At 68.5% G+C, this 16636-nt stretch carries 8 protein-coding genes; 2 read left to right on the forward strand and 6 right to left on the reverse strand.

Translation table 11 applies throughout. The features are described from left to right. Positions 1-8: 8 nt before the first annotated feature. Positions 9-2051, forward strand: coding sequence for a hypothetical protein (locus AB1A62_RS15365; protein WP_366662331.1), 2043 nt, complete (start codon positions 9-11; stop codon positions 2049-2051). A gap of 150 nt (positions 2052-2201) precedes the next feature. Here AB1A62_RS15365 and AB1A62_RS15370 read toward each other — a convergent pair whose 3' ends face one another. The 3 genes from AB1A62_RS15370 to AB1A62_RS15380 all read right to left on the reverse strand — a co-directional run bounded on the left by AB1A62_RS15370 (position 2202) and on the right by AB1A62_RS15380 (position 10672). Beyond that, complete coding sequence (locus AB1A62_RS15370; protein ID WP_366662332.1) at positions 2202-3050, reverse strand: hydratase; 849 nt, start codon at positions 3048-3050, stop codon at positions 2202-2204. 27 nt (positions 3051-3077) lie between these two features. Beyond that, positions 3078-5081 carry a penicillin-binding protein 1C gene (pbpC, locus tag AB1A62_RS15375; protein WP_366662351.1) on the reverse strand — a complete coding sequence of 668 codons (2004 nt, stop codon included), beginning with the start codon at positions 5079-5081 and terminating at the stop codon, positions 3078-3080. 143 nt (positions 5082-5224) lie between these two features. Next, the gene (locus tag AB1A62_RS15380; RefSeq protein WP_366662333.1) at positions 5225-10672 is read right to left on the reverse strand and encodes an alpha-2-macroglobulin family protein; all 5448 of its coding nucleotides are present in this window, start codon (positions 10670-10672) and stop codon (positions 5225-5227) included. 150 nt (positions 10673-10822) lie between these two features. On the opposite strand from AB1A62_RS15380, the gene AB1A62_RS15385 reads away from it, so the two are divergent. After that, entirely contained in the window at positions 10823-13123 is a 2301-nt protein-coding gene (locus AB1A62_RS15385) for a response regulator (RefSeq protein ID WP_366662334.1), read from the forward strand. Between the two features lie 89 nt (positions 13124-13212). Here AB1A62_RS15385 and yaaA read toward each other — a convergent pair whose 3' ends face one another. From yaaA to AB1A62_RS15400, 3 genes are all read right to left on the reverse strand, one after another. Beyond that, positions 13213-13977 carry a peroxide stress protein YaaA gene (gene yaaA / locus AB1A62_RS15390; RefSeq protein WP_366662335.1) on the reverse strand — a complete coding sequence of 255 codons (765 nt, stop codon included), beginning with the start codon at positions 13975-13977 and terminating at the stop codon, positions 13213-13215. 41 nt (positions 13978-14018) lie between these two features. After that, on the reverse strand, positions 14019-16085 hold the full coding sequence (recQ, locus tag AB1A62_RS15395) for a DNA helicase RecQ (RefSeq protein ID WP_366662336.1): 2067 nt from the start codon (positions 16083-16085) through the stop codon (positions 14019-14021). 188 nt (positions 16086-16273) lie between these two features. After that, entirely contained in the window at positions 16274-16561 is a 288-nt protein-coding gene (locus AB1A62_RS15400) for a YggT family protein (RefSeq protein WP_366662337.1), read from the reverse strand. Between the last annotated feature and the right edge of the window lie 75 nt (positions 16562-16636).

Here is a 16636-nt window from a genome sequence, read left to right on the forward strand (position 1 = left end):
GTGGTTTCATGACACAGACGATCCTGTTCGACCCGCTGGTGCCCTGGCCCGTTATCTGGGCCGCGGGGGCGGTGACCCTGGCCGCGCTGCTGCTGGGGCTGTGGAAGGGCCTGTCGGGCTGGGCCTTGCGGGCGCTGGCGGCGCTGGTGCTGCTGGCCGCTCTCAGCGGACCGGTGCATCAAAGCGAGGACCGCGCGCCGCTCAGCGACATCGTGATCGTGGCCGAGGACCAGACCGCCAGCCAGCAGCTACGGGACCGCCCCGAGCAGCTGGCGCGCGCCCGCAGCCAGCTGAAGGCGGCACTGGCGGACCGGCCCGGCACCGATGTGCGCTGGGTCACGGTGCCGGATGGCGAGGGCGACGAGGGCACAAGGCTGATGGCGGCGGTGGCCCAGGCGCTGGCGGATGAGCCGCGGGCGCGGGTGGCGGGGATCATTGCCCTGAGCGACGGCCAGGTGCATGACGCCGGGCAGCCCGTGAACCTGCCCGCGCCGATGCATCTGCTGCTGACCGGCCGCGAGGACGACTGGGACCGGCGCCTGATTGTCAAGAACGCGCCCGGCTTTGCCATCATCGGCGAACCGGTGAAGCTGACGCTGAGGATCGAGGATCAGGGCGCGGTGCCGGTTCAGGGCGGTTTTGCCGATCTGGATATCTCCGTGGGGGGCGAGGCGCCGCAGCGCTTTGCCCTGCCAGTGGGCGTCGATTTCGAACTGCCGATCGTGCTGCAGCACGGCGGCCGCAACGTGATCCAGTTCAGCGTGCCGGAAGAGCCGGGCGAGCTGACCGCGCGCAATAACCAGGCGCTGGTGCAGATCAACGGGGTGCGCGACCGGCTGCGGGTGCTCTTGGTCTCGGGCGAGCCGCATGCGGGCGGGCGCACCTGGCGCAACCTTTTGAAATCCGACAGCGCGGTGGACCTAGTGCATTTCACCATCCTGCGGCCGCCGGAGAAGCAGGACGGGGTGCCGGTGGAGGAGCTGTCGCTGATCGCCTTCCCGACCCGCGAGCTGTTCCTGGAGAAGATCGAGGATTTCGACCTGATCATCTTTGACCGCTACAAGCGGCGCGGCATCCTGCCGGCGGTCTATCTGGACAATGTCGCCAATTACGCGATGGGCGGCGGCGCGGTGCTGGTGGCGGCCGGCCCCGATTTTGCCAGCGCCGACAGTATCTACCGCTCGCCCCTGTCGCTGATCCTGCCCGCGGAACCCTCGGCGCGGGTGCTGGAGGAGGCCTACCGCCCCGAGGTGACCGATCTGGGCAAGCAGCATCCCGTGACCTCGGGCCTGGAGGGCGCTGCGGACTGGGGCCGCTGGCTGCGCCAGATCGAGCTGCGCACGCCGGAGGGCCATGTGCTGATGAGCGGCGCGGGCGAGCGGCCTTTGCTGGTGCTGAACCGGGTCGGCGAGGGCCGGGTGGCCCTGCTGGCCTCGGACCACGCCTGGCTGTGGAGCCGCGGATACGAGGGCGGCGGCCCGCAGCTGGAGCTGCTGCGCCGCCTGGCCCATTGGATGATGAAGGAGCCGGAGCTGGAGGAGGAGGCGCTGTGGGCCGAAGTGACGGGGCAGCGGATGCGCATCCTGCGCCGCACGCTGGCGGGTCAGGCGGGGCCGGTGACGGTGACCGCGCCGGATGGCTCGGCGGTGGCGCTGGAGCTGCGCCGGACCGCGCCGGGCCAGTGGGAAACCCGCTTTGAGGGGCCGGAGCCGGGATTGTACCGGCTGGAAGAAGGCGGCGAGACCACAGTGGTGGGGCTTGGCCCTGCCGCGCCGAAGGAGTTCGAGGAGACCATCGCCACCGGATCAGTGCTGGCGCCGGTGCTGGAGCCCCTGCGCGGCGGCGTCTTGCGGCTGGAGGACGGGATGCCTGCCTTGCGCAGCGTGCGGGCCGGGCGGCCGGCGGCGGGGCGCGGCTGGATCGGCCTGACCCCGCGGGAGGCTTATGAGACGCTGTCGGTCAGCCAGGGCCCGCTGCTGCCCGGCTGGCTGGCGCTGCTGCTGGCGTCCTTCTTCATCGTTGCAGGCTGGCTGCGCGAAGGGCGGCGGTAGGCAGTTCAGCAAAAAAACCGGGGCGCTCCCGCCCATTCCTGGCTTCCTTGCGGAAACCATTCTGGTTGGGCTAGGCGCCGCGCCGAAGGCGCGGCGCGGGTCGCTTCGGGCTTTGCCCGAAGCGAAATGCCTCTTAAAGGCGGTGGCGGATTATTCTTTGAACTGCACCTGCACCACCGGATCGCCCGGCAGCCCCTGATAGGTGACGCTGACCCCGCCCTTGCCCGCGCGCGGCGGGAACAGCGGGCCGAAGGAGCCGACGGAAATCAGGTCGCCCGCTTTGAACTCCACGCCCTTGGAGCGCAGCCACAGCGCGGCGTTGACCGGGTTACCCAGCACCGCCCGGCCGGGCGCCTGCACCAGCACCCCGCCGGCCGCATCGCGCATCGTGACGGACATCTCCTCCAGCATCCGGGCCATCTCTGCCGGCTCCTCTACCCTCACTGGCGCGCCGAGGACGCCGAGCCGAGTGCCGACGCCCATCGCGGTGATGGTTTCCGGGGTAAAGAGCTGGCCCTTGGCAAGCGTCAGGTCGGGCAGTTCGATGAAGGGACGGATGGCAGAGATATGGGCCAGTGCCTCCGCAGGCGTAGTTGCGCTGTTGATGCCCGTATCCGCAACCACCAGCACCAGGTCTGCCTCTACCATCGGGATGGCGCCCCAAGGGGCGTCCAGCGTGGCACCGTTCTCGAGCATCATGCGTTCATAGAGCACACCCTGCACCGGCTCGGAGGCGCCGAAGCGCTCCTGCGCGGGTTTGCTGGTGAGGCCGGCCTTGTAGCCGATCACCGGACCCGAATGCGGCTCCAGCGCGGCGGCGAGTTTGGCCTGGGAGCAGAGCGCGTCATGCATGCTGCCGCCGGGGGAGAGTGCTTGGGCCGGGGTTTTGGCGAGGTAGCTTTCGACAAAGGCAGCAATTTCAGCGTCCGTGGCGCAGGCGGCCATGGCGGCGGGAGACATGAGGGCAAGGGCGCAGGCGGCAAGGAGCGGTTTCAGCATGAAAAGGGCCTTGGGATAAATCATGGGTCAATCGATCCGCAGGTTAACCCGGTCGGAGCGGCCGGCGCCATCGACAATCACCAGCGAGGAGAAGCCGGGGCCGGGGCTGGGCAGGGTGAATTCGCGGCGACGCTGGCCGGAGTGCACCGGCTGGCCGTTTGCCATCACCAGAAACGGCGCGGTGCCGCCGCGGAGTTTCAGGGTGAGGTCTGCGCCGTTCAGCGCCAGCCGGGCGCCTTCGGGCGGGAAGATCAGTTCGGGCGCGTCTGCGGGCTCCGAGAAAGCCGCGTCGCGCGGGCGGAAGCGCTGCAAGGGCGGCGGCAGGTCTGCGGAGCTGACGATCAGCGTGGCGGGCGGCGGCGGCGGCAGCGGGTCGAGCGCAGGTTTCAGGCGGCCGAAGGCCTCAAACAGCACCGGCGCGGCGAGGTCGCCGCCAAAGATGCCGGGAACCGGGGTGCCATCGGCGCGGCCCATCCAGACGCCGATCACATGGCGCCCGTCCCAGCCGATCGCCCAGGCATCGCGGTGGCCGTAGGAGGTGCCGGTCTTGTAGGCGATGCTGCCTGCGCGCGCGCCCGCGGGCGCCGGCAGCCCGCGCAGGATGTCTGCCACCTGCCAGGCGGCCTCGGGTGAGGTCAGGCGGCCTGCGAGCTGCGGCGCCTCGCCTTGCATCACGCGCAGTTTGGGCCCCTGGCCGCCTGCCGCAAGACCGGCGTAAAGCTGCACCATGTCCTGCAGGCTGATGCCGAGGCCGCCGAGCGACAGCGCCAGGCCGGGGGTGCCGCCGGGCAGTTGCGGTCTGGCACCGCCTGCGCGCAGGGCGGCCATCACCCGCGCCGGGCCAAGTTCTTGCGTCAGTTTCACGACGGGGATGTTGAGAGACAGGTGCAGCGCCTCACGCACGGTTATGTCGCCGCGGAATGCACCGTCGAAGTTCTGCGGCGCGTAGCCTGCGAAATTGACCGGCCCGTCGTGGATCAGGGTTTCCGGGTGGGCCAGCCCCTGATCGAAGGCGAGGCCGTAGATCAGCGGTTTCAGGGTGGAACCGGGGGAGCGGATGGCCTGGGTCATGTCGACGAAGCCGCGGCGTGCGGCGTTCGAGTAGCCGGGAGAGCCGACCAGCGACAGTACCTCGCCGGTCTGGTGGTCGGCGGCGATGAGGGCGGCGGAGAGGCGGGGGCTGGTGCGGACGGCCTCTGCCAGCAGCTGCTGCATCCGCGATTGCACCGCGCCGTCGAGGGTCAGGTGCAGCTGGCGTTTGCCGGGGTCCTGATCTGTCACCCGGTCGGCCAGATGCGGCGCGAGGCGCGGGAAGACAGCCATTTGGTGCGGCAGCGGGGTGCGGCGGGCGGCTTCGGTTTGTTCGTTGGTCAGGAGACCCTGCCGCTGCATTCGTGCCAGCACCCGGTCGCGGGCATCATTCGCGGCTTCAGGAAAACGGTCGGGGCGGCGGCGCTCGGGGGATTGCGGCAGGGCGACCAGCAGCGCGGCCTCAGCGGGCGTCAGGCGTTTCGGCTCCTTGCCGAACCAGCTGTAGGCCGCGGCGCGGATGCCTTCCGCTGCACCGCCATAGGGAGCGTGGGTCAGGTAGAGGGTGAGGATCTGATCCTTGCTGAGACGGCGTTCCAGCGCCAGCGCCACTCGCATCTGCCGCAGCTTGCCCGCCCAGCGCCCGGTGGTGCCGTCTTCCAGCAGGCGCGCCACCTGCATGGTGAGGGTAGAGCCGCCGGAGACTGTGCGGCCGTTCCACAGCGCCTGGCCCGCAGCGCGCAGGAGGGCGATGGGGTCAACGCCGGCATGGGCGCGGAAGCGTTTGTCCTCGTAGCGCAGGAGCATCTGCAGGAAGCGCGGGTCGACGTTTGCGGGCTGCACGGCAAGGCGCCAGAGGCCGTCGCCGACCGGGTAGGCACGCAAGAGCTTGCCGTTGCGGTCGAGGACTTCGGTGGAAGTTTCGGTGAGGGTGAGCGGCAGGTTTGTGCGGTCGATCCAAGTGTCGAAGGCGCGATAGGCCGTAAAGATTGCAATAAGCAGAAACGCTAAAGCAGCGGCATACCATTTCAGCCTTTTGCCTGGCCAAAGGCCGGGCAGCGCCCGTCCCGCCCCCCACGGGGCGGGCGCTTCGCTTCCCACCCCGCCGGGCCGGGCCCTGCCCTTAGGTTTGGTCCGCCAGCGCTTCACTTCACAACCACACGCCCCGTGCCGGTACGGGCGCGGTAGGCGGGGCGGTACATGTCCTCGACCGAAGCCGCCGGGTGGTGGAACACCCCGGGTGTCACTGCACGAACCACATAGGCCAGCGTCACCTGCCCTGCATCGCGCACGTTCACCGCCGCCAGGAAGCGGTCGCTGCGGAATTCGGCGTGTTCGGCCTCAGCCGGGTTCAGCCAGTCCAGGTCGCGCAGGTCGCCGGAGCGCAGGAGGTTGGGGTTGTCGATCTCGAACCCCGCGGGCAGCGGGTCGTTCACCATCAGCCGGGCGCCGGTCTTCTCATGCGGCTTCACCCGCAGGACCGCGACGAAGCGCGCGCCGGCCTGAACGGACTGCACCTCCAGCGGCTGGCCCTCCAGCGTGTAGTAGCTGCGCTCGATAGTGTAGCCGAAGCCGCCCGCGGCGGGCGGGACCTTGGGCACGCCAAGGGTGGTGAGGGTGATTTCCGCGGTGCGGCCGCTGGCAGCGGTCAGCGCGAGTTCCGGCGTGTTCTGTCCGTCCGCGGCCTGCACAAACGGGCCCTGGACCGGCTGGCCGTTGACCAGAAGACCGGAGTCTTCGGGGTTCTGGGCCAGGGCATGGGCGGCCATCAGGGTCCACGCGGATTCCTGTGTGGAGCGGATACCGCTTGCGTTCGAGAGCCGCGCCGACAGGCTGGCGCGATCCACCGCTTCCGATCCGGCCTCCGCCGCCAGCGCCAGAACGCCTGCGGTGTCGCGCAGGCGGGTGCCGAAGTCGGCGCGCCAGAGACGGGCTTCGCCCTGCGCCTCAGAGCCGATCACCTGCGCGGCGCGGGCGAACATCCGGTCGGCGCGGCGCTGGTCGCCATAAGCCGCAAGGGCTGCGCCCAGCTGGGCGGCGGAGAGGGGCGTGGCAAAGGAGTCGCCCTTCACATCAGCGTAATAGCGCAGGTCGCCCATCTGGGCGGCGCCTTCGCGGGCCAGCACCAGGAGGGCATAGGCGATCTCCTCGCCGCCCCTGTCGAAGTCGGCGGCGTAGTTGATGCGGTTGCGCAGGTTGTCCATTGCCAGGGCGAAGGCCTGCTGCGGCACCGCGTAGCCTTGGGCCCGGGCGCGGCTGAGGAAGTCGCTGGCATAGGCGTCGAGCCAGAACTCGCCGCTGTCGGCGCGCCAGAGGCCGAAGGCTCCGCTGGGGGCCTGGCGGGTCAGCACCTGGCGGATGGCGGCGTTGATGCGGGCGTCCACCGCCGGACCGTTCCCCAGCCCCGCGGCTTGCGCCACACTGCTGAGGTAGAGGAGCGGCAGCGCCTTGGAGGTGACCTGCTCGGTGCAGCCGTAGGGGTACTGATCCAGTTCCGCCAAGAGGCCCGGCACGTCGAATTTCGCCAGCGGGCCGGAGGAGATGGTGGCCCGGGCGGTGCCGGGGCGGAGGCCCGCGAAGACGTCCTTGCTGAACAGGAAGGTGTCGCCACCCGCCAGGGTGAAGCGGCGGGTCTCGGACGTCACCGGATCATTGGCGCGGACCGGCAGGCGCAGGGTCTGGCGCAGGTCCTGCCCGTCCGGGGTGGTGAGGGTGAGGGTCAGCTCATGGTCGCCCACGGTTTCAGCCGTGACCGGAAGTTCCAGCACAGCCTTGCCCTGCTCGGCCAGGGTGACTGCGGCGGGCAAAATGCCCAGCGTCAGGCCGCCTGCGGTGCTGGCGGTCAGCTGCATTTCACCCGCCGGGCCGTCGGCATGCACGATCTCAATGCGGGCGCGGCTTTCATCGCCCGGCGCCAGGAAGCGCGGCAGCGAGGCGGTGACCACCACCGGGTCGCGCACCAGCATGTCGGCCTCTGCCTGGCCGACGGCCTTGCCCGACCAGGCGACGGCCATCAGCCGCACGGTGCCGTTGAAGGCAGGCAGGGTCATCGGGAACTCCGCCTCGCCATTGGCGTCCACTTTCAGCGGGCCGGAGAACAGCGCCACCAGATCCTGCGTTGGCGGCGGCGATTGCATCTTCATACCGCTGTCAGCGTCACCGCCCGAGCGGATCCGGCCCATCGCACCGTTGCCGGGGTCGATCAGGCGGCCGTAGACGTCGCGCAGCTCCATTCCCAGACGGCGCTGGCCGTAGTAATGCGCGCTGGGGTCGGGGCTGGTGAAGCCGGTGAGGTTGAGGATGCCGAGGTCCACCGCGGAGACGGTGAGCCAGACCTCGTCGCCCTCAGCCGCGCCATCGACGCGGAGTTTCGCAATTTGGGTGCCGCGCGGGCGGATGACTTCGGGGACGTCAATTGCGACCTGCAGCTGCTGGCCGGGCTGGGTGACGCTGGCGTGGGCCAGCCCTAGGGCGCGCAGCGGGGTGCGGCCCCTGTCGCCAGCCACGGGCTGGATCACGGTTGCGGTCACATAGGCGCCGCTGCCCCAATCCTGCGTCACCTCCAACGGGATCACGGTTTCGCCTGCAGGCACTTCGACGGCCATGCGGTGGATCAGATGATTTGAGACCACAGAGACCAGCGCCGTGCCCGCGGCCTGCGGCACGATGCGCAGGCGGGCGGTGTCGCCGGGGGTGTAGCTCTCGCTGTCCAGCGACAATTCCAGCCGGGCGGGTGTCTCGGTGCTGCCTTCGGGCGCGTACCAGCCGGCGTAGAAGTCATAGGCGGCGGAGGCATAGGCGCCATCAAGGCGTTCCACCACCAGCTCATAGCGGCCCCAGTCGACGGGCTGCGACAGCGGCATGGGATCGCTGCCCAGCTGCGCCTCGCCGGTGGCGATGCGGGTGCGGCGCGTGATGGGCTCCCAGTTCCAGTTGCCGTAGAGCTGATACCATTGGTAGCGGGTCTCGACCCGGTTCAGGGTCCATTTGACCCGCATCGGCATGGGTGTCAGGTCCGGGGACAGGGCGATGAGTTCGAAGCCTGCCTCAGAGCCTTCTGCCGCCACCTCGTCAAACTGCGGCTTGATGCCGAGGACCGGGCCAGCGGGGCGCACGGGCAGTTCCAGCACGCGCTCAACCGGGCGGGCAGACCCGTCAGCGACGCGGGTGGTGAGGGTCGCCAGAAGCGGCTTGCCCTCTGCCGGGGTGGCGGCGGGGAGGCTGGCAGAGAATGCCGCACGGCCATCCGCGCCGGTTTCCTGGCCACCGAAATACTCGGTTTGGGCCGAGGAGGGGTCGTCATAGCGGCCGAAGCGGAAGCCGGGCCATTGCTCCAGTGTGTTTGCCGCGGTGAGGCGGAGGCTGCCCTCCACCTTCAGGCCCGCGCCCGGCGCGCCAAACAGGTAGTCGGCTTGCAGGGCAATCTGCGCGGCACTGCCGGGGCGGAGGCTGCCGGCATTTGTGACCTGCTGTTCGAAGTCTATCCGTTCGGGCAGGAAATCCTCGACCAGGATCTGGCGGCTGGCGAGTGCGGGGGCTTTGAGGTCGCTCTTGATCTCGATCCGCCAGGTGCCGCGCGGGGCGGCGGGGCCGGTGGCAAGCGCAAAGACATGGCCGCCCTTATGGCCTGCGGCGGAGGTCTGGCGGGTGTATTCCACGCCGTCGGGGCGCAGCAGGATCGCGGTGAGCGGCAGGCCGTCGATGGCCTGCGCGTTGCTGTCACGGGCCAGCGCGGTCGCATGCACGGTTTCGCCGGCGCGGAAGGCGCCGCGGGTGGTGGCGAGGAACACATCCACCGGTCCCGGCGCGGGGCGGCCGGCAACGCCGCGGTCCGACAGGTCAAAGGCCGCGTCATTCAGCGGCAGGAAGGTGAAGTCGCCCTCCCCTGCCCGCGCGGTGATCAGCGCCGGTGCCGCGCCGCCGGAGCCGCGGGTGAGGCCGGGGGCGAACTGCACATAACCGCTGGAGTCGCTGGTTGCGGTCGCTAAAACCTCATTGGCGGAAGAGATCAGGCTGACCTCGGCGCCCTCATGCGGCTGAGCATCCGCCAGGGATTGCACCTGCACATGGAGGCCGTCGCTGCCGGACATGGTGGAAAGGCCCAGGGAGGTCAGCACAAACCACTGGGTGGCGCCCGCGTCGTCATAAGGATCGGCGCCCGGCACCCGCGCGGTGAGCGCAAATAAGCCCGGTTTCTGCCCATTTAGAGCCTCATCCAGCGGCAGACGGCTGGTCATCACCTGATTGATGGCGGTGTTCACTTCAGCACTGCCGGTCCAGATTTCCTCGGCAATATCCGCGGCGAAATGCTCATCCTCCCACTGGGACAGCGGCTTGGCGAAATAGCCCTCCTGCAGGGTGCGCAGCACGTTGCGGCTGCTGACTCGGCGCAGGCGCAGGTCGAGGCCGGTCAGGTTCACGGTTTCCACCGGCAGCGCGGCCTGGCCGCCCGCGGGCAGCACATAGGCGCGGCCCGGAAAGCGGACCTGCGGGGCGCGGTCGCGCACGTAATGGGTCAGCTCCACGTCTTTGTAGAGCTGCTCGCCGCTGGCCGCGGGCAGGCCGCTGCGCAGGGTGATGCGGTAGCGCTTGCCATGCTCCACCCCCTCGAGGCACAGCTGGCGGCCCTGGGCGGTGACGGCGAGGCTGCCCTCGGGCAGGCGGACGTAGTTCTCGTAATCGGTACCGGCCTGTTCCAGATTCTCGGAGAACTCGGCGCAGATGCGCGGTGCGGCGCTGTCGCTTTCCACCGTGCTGGAGGTGACTCGGAAGCCGTATTTGGCAATGGCATCCTCCAGCTGCGCGGCACGGGCGGCATCCGGAGCGATGTCCTGCGCCAGCCGCAGCAATGGCAGCATGGCGCGGCCCCTGCCCTGCAGCTGCTGTGCATCAGCGGCCGCTGACAGCGCCTCAGCCTGGCTTTCCGGGGCACTGGCCCGCAAGTAGCCGTTCAGCGCGGCGGAATACGCCTGCGCGCGGTAGCGGCGCTGCTGGCTGCGGCTGCTGCTGTCCTTGGCGGCGCGCAGCAAATACCCGGAGAATTGCGTCCAATCCGCGGCCTGATCGCTCAGCACAACCGCCTGCGCCATCAAGCGCAGGGCGGCCCGGGACTCGCCGCCCCGCAGCAGGGTGCGGGCGGCGGCGCGGGCCTCTGCCGCGTCATCCGTGGACAGCGGGTAGTCCAGCCCGAGGCTGCGGGCGAGGCCGGCGGCGCGCTGCAGCGCCTGCTCCGGAACAAAATCCAGCCGCGCGGCGCGCGAGGCTGCCGCGGCAGCCAGCCCGGATGCGGCAGGCTGTTTCACTGCGGACACGGCGCCTGCATAGGGGCTGGATTGCCCCAGCGCGGATTTGGGGAAACAGGCGTTGGCCCTTTGATTGAACACGAAGCCTGCGCAATCCGCCTGCGCCGAGCAGGTGCGGGCGCAGGATTCCACGTCTGTATCGAACAGCGGCTGCAGGTCGGAGCCGAAGAAATCAGTGTCCGCATACGCGCGGTAGCGGAATTCAGGAACCGCCTGCTGCGCCCGGGCAGCGGGAAGAAACGCAAGAAAAGCAATAAAGTAGCATAAGGTAAAAGCAAACAGACGCGGCATGGCACCCTCCAATACTGGAGGCAGGCTGGCACGGGCTTAACGTCATAGCAAGATTCCTCCGCGTAACACTAACGCAAAGCAGCCCGGCTGCGTTTGCGCGCGGAATTAGCCGTGCGCCGTTCTTGTTTATGTATTGCGGAGAGTGCAGGGATGAGCCTTGCCGACAAATTAGCGGAAGAAAGGCGCGCCCGCCTGGCCGCCGAACGGCTGCTTGAGCTGAAGCAAGCCGAACTCTCTGCTGCCAACCGCAAGCTGGGCCGCCATGCGCTGGCGCTGACCAAGCAGATCGGCCAGACCCAGGCTGAAGTTGCCACGGTGCGCGACGAAAACGCCAAGGTGAAATCCGACCTCCACACCGCCAACGAGAAGATCGAGACCGCCGAACGGCGGCTGTGGCATTCGATCCAGGCGTTTCAGGACGGGTTTGCCTTCTTTGACGCCGCCGGCCATCTGATCGGCGCCAATACCGCCTACCTCAACATCTTTGACGGGCTGGAGGAGGTCACGCCGGGCATCACCTATGAGCGGATCCTGGAGCTGCTGATCGAAGAGGGGCTGATCAGCACCGGCAGCATGAAGGCCAGGGACTGGCACGCGATGATGACGGAGCGCTGGAAGTCCGTTTCCCCGGAACCGGTTGTGGTCCAGCTCTGGGATGAGCGTTACTTGCGGCTGATCGACCAGCGCTGCCACGGCGGCGACGTGGTGACGCTGGCACTCGATATCACCTCGACCGTGCATTATGAGCAGGAGCTGCAGGACGCCCGCGCCCGGGCCGAGGCGGCCAACCGGGCCAAATCCGCCTTCCTCGCCAATATGAGCCACGAGATCCGCACCCCGATGAACGGGGTGGTGGGCATGGCCGAACTGCTGAACGATACCGACCTGAACGACGAACAGCGGCTTTACGCCAGCACGATCAAGAACTCGGGCGAGGCGCTGCTGGTCATCATCAATGACGTGCTGGACTATTCCAAGATCGAGGCCGACAAGCTGGAGCTGCATCCGCAGGAGTTCGACCTGGAGCGCAGCCTGCATGAGGTGGTGATGCTGCTGCAGCCCACCGCCCGCGACAAGGGGCTGGCGCTGCTGGTGGACTACGACCTGTTCCTGCCGACGCGTTTCACCGGCGACCCGGGCCGGATCCGGCAGGTGCTGACCAACCTGGCCGGAAATGCGGTGAAATTCACCAAAGACGGCCATGTGACCCTGCGGGTGACCGGCATCACCTCCCCGGAAGACGGCCAGTGCGCGGTGCATGTCACCATCGAGGACACCGGCATCGGCATCCCGGCAGAGAAGCTGGAGCATGTGTTCGGCGAATTCAACCAGGTCGAGGACGAGCGCAACCGCAAGTTCGAGGGCACCGGCCTGGGGCTGGCGATCTCCAAGCGGCTGATCGAAATGATGGGCGGCGAGATCTGGGTCGACAGCGAAGAGGGCAAGGGCTCCTGCTTCGGTTTCCGCCTGCCGCTGCCGGTTGCCGCAGGCGCGGCAGAGCAGACGCTGCCGAAACTGCCCGGCAGCCTGCGCCATGTGCTGCTGGTAGACGATGTGCCTCTGAACTGCGAGATCCTGCAGAAGCATTTGCAGATGCTGGGAATCCAGGTCACCACGGCGGGCACCGCAGGCGCCGCGCTGGCGGCCATGCAGGAGGGCATCAGCCTGGTTCTCAGCGGCCACAACCTGCCGGGGCTGGACGGGCTGCAGCTGGCCCGCGACCTCAGGTCTTCCGGCTGGGACGGGGTGCCGGTGCTGCTGCTGAACTCCAGCCCGCATGCGGCCATCGGCGCCGATGTCCGGCAGCTGGTCAGCGGCGTGCTGCAAAGCCCGGCGCCGCGCGACGATCTGTTCAGCCAGCTGGCCCGGCTCAGCAGCCATGCCCCGGCTCCGGCACCAGTCCTCTCGCCACCCTCCCCCGCTGCGGCCCCGGCCGCCGTGCCAGGGCCCGCGGCGGCACCCGGGCCCGCCGCAGCCGCGCCGCTGCCGCCGGCCCGGCCTGCAGCCCCCGGTCTGCGCAAGATGCGGGTGCTGGCCGCGGAGGACAACAAGACCAACCAGCTGGTGTTCCGCAAGATCGTGAAAGAGCTGAACATCGACCTGCAGTTCGCCGGCAACGGGCTGGAGGCGGTGGAGGCGTTCAAGAGCTTCCGCCCCGACCTGATCTTCATGGATATCTCGATGCCGATGATGGACGGCAAGGAAGCCACCGCGGAGATCCGCAGGCTGGAGGCGGGGACCGGCGGCCACGTGCCGGTTGTGGCGCTGACCGCGCACGCGATGGCCGGCGATTCCGAGGGCATTCTGGCCGCCGGGCTGGACCATTACCTGACCAAACCGCTGCGCAAGGCGCTGATTTTCGAGCAGATCCGCACCCATGCCCCTGCCGGCATCCAGCCGCTGGAGGCTGATGCCCCGCCTGCCCGGGCCGCGGCGGGAGGCACGCACTGAGCGGCAATGCCCCCGCGCGCTGCCGGGCCCAGCCGGGGCGGTTCATTCCTTGAATGTGCCGGAGCGGGCGGGCGCCTTGCCGCTATGCCTCAGGCCTTGCGCAGGAAGACGGGCTTATCCGGTTCCGACATTTGCGGCTGATAGGCGTATCCGCCGGCATCGAAGTCCAGCAGGCTCTGTGCATCCGTCAGCCGGTGCTGAATGATATACCGCGCCATCGCACCGCGGGCGCGTTTAGCATAGAAGCTCACCACCTTCGGCGTGCCGTTCTTGTCTTCCATGAACACGGGCGTGACCACCCGCGGCTTCAGCGCCGCCAGATCCACCGCGCCGAAATATTCCTGGCTGGCGCAGTTCACCAGCACCTCCGCGCCCGCGGCCTCTGCTTGCGCGTTCAGCGCGTCAGAGATCTTGCGGCCCCAGAACTCATAGAGGTTCTTGCCGCGCGGGTTTTTCAGGCGCGAGCCCATCTCCAGCCGGTAGGGCTGCATCGCGTCCAGCGGCCTCAGCACGCCATAAAGCCCCGACAGGATACGGAAATGCTCCTGCGCCCAGGCCATTTCCTCGGCGTCCAGCGAGGCGGCCTCCAACCCCTGGTAGGTGTCGCCGGCAAAGGCCAGCGCCGCCGGGCGGGTGGCCTCTGTTTTGGGGTCGGCGGCAAAGTCCTGGAAGCGGGCGTGGTTCAGCTTGGCCAGATCCTCGCTGATGTGCATCAGCTTCATCAGATCCGCCACGGATTGCCCGCGCGCCACATCCGCCAGTTCCACCGCGTCGTCATGCAGCGCGGGCCAGGTCATCTCCTGCTCCCGTTCCGCCCAGTCCAGCTTCTTGGCCGGAGAGGTCACTACCAGCATATCTGCCCCCTTTGGTGCCTTGCCCGTTTCTTGGCGCGACCCTAGCCCGCGCCGCGCAGGACGTCCAGAAACGCCGCCGCGAAACGTTCGGCGCGTCGCTCCCCCAGCAGCCTTGCGAGGCCGTCCTCGTCGCCCTCGCGCAGCTGCGCCACCTTGGCCAGCAGCGACGCCGAGCAAGTGAGCGGTTTCAGGGTGCCGCATTCACCGCGTGCCAGCTGCGCCTGCACTTCCAGAAGCCCGTCGTAGATCGAGCCGGACTCACGCCCCGCCAGCTTGCGCCGCGCCGGATGCAGCTGCTCAGACGCGCCGGTGATCACGCCCAGGAAATCATCGCCGTAGCGTTCCAGCTTCTTGGCGCCGACGCCGTTGATGCGGGCCATCTGGTCGAGGGTTTCCGGGCGCATCTCCGCCATCTCGATCAGGGTGCGGTCGGGGAAAATCACATAGGCCGGCACTTTCTGCGCCTCCGCCAGCGCCCGGCGCTTGGCCTTGAGCGCGGAGAGGAGCGGCGCGTCCTCCTCGGAGACCAGCGCCTTCACCGCCGGGCGGCGGTCGGCGGATTTGATGGTGTCGCGGCGCAGTTCGATGGACTTCTCGCCGCGCAGGATCGGCAGGGCGGCTTCGGTAAACCGCAGGGCGCCGTGGCGGTCCGGGTCGGGCCGCAGCAGGTCGTGGCCCATCATCTGCCGGAACACCGCCTGCCACTGGCGCTTGCCGAACTCCTTGCCGCAGCCGTAAACCGACAGCTCATCATGACGCTTGGCGCGGATCCGCTCGTTGTCGGCGCCCAGCAGGATGTCGATCAGGTGGCCGGAGCCGAACCATTCTTCTGTCCGCAAAACAGCCGACAGCGCCTTCCGCACCACGGTGGTGCCGTCGAACACATCGGCAGGCGTATCGCAGAGGTCGCAATTGCCGCAGGGTTCCGCGTCTTCGCCGAAGTAGCCCAGCAGTTTCTGGCGGCGGCAGTGCAGCGCCTCGGCCAGGCCCAGCAGAGCATTCAGGCGCGCGTGGTCGGCGGCGCGGCGTTCGGGCGGGGCGAGGCCCTCGTCAATCTGGCTGCGGCGCAGGCGGATGTCGTCGGGGCCGAACAGGGTGAGGGTTTCGGCCGGCGCGCCGTCGCGGCCGGCACGGCCGATTTCCTGGTAATAGGCCTCGATCGATTTCGGCAGATCGGCGTGGGCGACCCAGCGGATGTCGGGCTTGTCGATGCCCATACCGAAGGCGACGGTGGCGACCACGATCAGCCCGTCCTCGCGCGCGAAACGCGTCTCGACGATGCGGCGGTCCTCGGCCTCCATGCCGCCGTGGTAGAAACAGGCGGAATGGCCCGCTTCGCGCAGGGCGGCGGACAGGGCCTCTGTCTTGGCGCGGGTGCCGCAGTAGACGATGCCGGACTGGCCCTTGCGGGCGGCGGCAAACTCCAGGATCTGGCGGCGCGGGCTGTCCTTGGCACCGAAAGCCAGATGGATGTTGGGCCGGTCAAAGCCGCGCAGGAAGCTGCGGGGGGCCTCGCCGTCGAACAGTTTCTGGACGATCTCTTCCCGGGTTTCCTGGTCGGCGGTGGCGGTGAAGGCCGCCAGTGGCACGTCCAGGGCACGGCGCAGCTCGCCGATGCGCAGGTAATCGGGGCGGAAGTCATGGCCCCACTGGCTGACGCAATGGGCCTCGTCCACCGCAATCAGGCTGACACCGATGCGGCGCAGCATGCCCATGGCAGCACCGGAGGCGAGGCGTTCAGGCGCCATGTAGAGGAGCTTGAGCCGCCCGGCCTCGATCGCCTCCCAGACCATTTCGGTCTCTTCGTCGGTGTTGCCGGAGGTGAGGGCGCCTGAGTTGACGCCGGCCTCCTGCAGGGCGCGGACCTGGTCGCGCATCAGGGCGATGAGGGGGGAGATCACCACGGTGATGCCATCGCGCAGCAGCGCGGGCAGCTGGTAGCACAGAGACTTGCCGCCGCCGGTGGGCATGATCGCCAGCACGTTCTCCCCGGCGGTCACCGCATCGACGATTTCCTCCTGCCCCGGGCGGAAGGCATCAAAGCCGAAAATCTCGCGCAGGATCGGGGACGCGCCAGTCAGTTGTGCCGGGGATGCCGGGGCTGTCATGGGGGCGGTGTGCCTTGTTGTGGTGGTCTGCTCTTGCTTGGCAGGCACAATCCCACAGGAGGCATGGGGCAGCAAGAGGCATAGGCGCCTATTCTCCCACATACCGAAACGCCACAAAGGGCGGCGTCCGTCCGTGGGCGGACGGGCGCTGCCCGGCGTGCCGCCGGGCGGAACTTTTCAGGCTGGGTTCAGTAGAACGCCGAGACGTTGTTCACCAGGATGATGCGCAGCGCGTAGACGGCGACCAGCACCACCAGCGGCGCCAGGTCCAGCCCGCCCATATTGGGCATAAAGCGGCGCACAGGGGCGTATAGCGGTTCCAGGATCCGGTTCAGCCCGTACCAGATCTGTGCCACCAGCTGCTGGTGCAGGTTCAGCACCTGGAAGTTGATCAGCCAGCTCATGATCACATGGGCAATGATGAAGAACCAGACGATGTCCAGGATCAGCATCAGGATTTGGAACAGCGAGACCATCGGTATTTCCCTCTTTCGAACAGCCACACAGGTAAGCAGACGCGGCGAAATGCGCAAGGCTTCCGCGAGGTTGCG

This window comes from Leisingera sp. JC11 (genome assembly GCF_040704725.1).
Classification (GTDB): Bacteria; Pseudomonadota; Alphaproteobacteria; order Rhodobacterales; family Rhodobacteraceae; genus Leisingera.

Coding starts and splice junctions, on each gene's coding strand:
- AB1A62_RS15365 (WP_366662331.1), top strand. CDS start 9: ATGACACAGACGATCCTGTTCGACCCGCTGGTGCCCTGGCCCGTTATC.
- AB1A62_RS15370 (WP_366662332.1), bottom strand. CDS start 3,050: ATGCTGAAACCGCTCCTTGCCGCCTGCGCCCTTGCCCTCATGTCTCCC.
- AB1A62_RS15380 (WP_366662333.1), bottom strand. CDS start 10,672: ATGCCGCGTCTGTTTGCTTTTACCTTATGCTACTTTATTGCTTTTCTT.
- AB1A62_RS15385 (WP_366662334.1), top strand. CDS start 10,823: ATGAGCCTTGCCGACAAATTAGCGGAAGAAAGGCGCGCCCGCCTGGCC.
- yaaA (WP_366662335.1), bottom strand. CDS start 13,977: ATGCTGGTAGTGACCTCTCCGGCCAAGAAGCTGGACTGGGCGGAACGG.
- recQ (WP_366662336.1), bottom strand. CDS start 16,085: ATGACAGCCCCGGCATCCCCGGCACAACTGACTGGCGCGTCCCCGATC.
- AB1A62_RS15400 (WP_366662337.1), bottom strand. CDS start 16,561: ATGGTCTCGCTGTTCCAAATCCTGATGCTGATCCTGGACATCGTCTGG.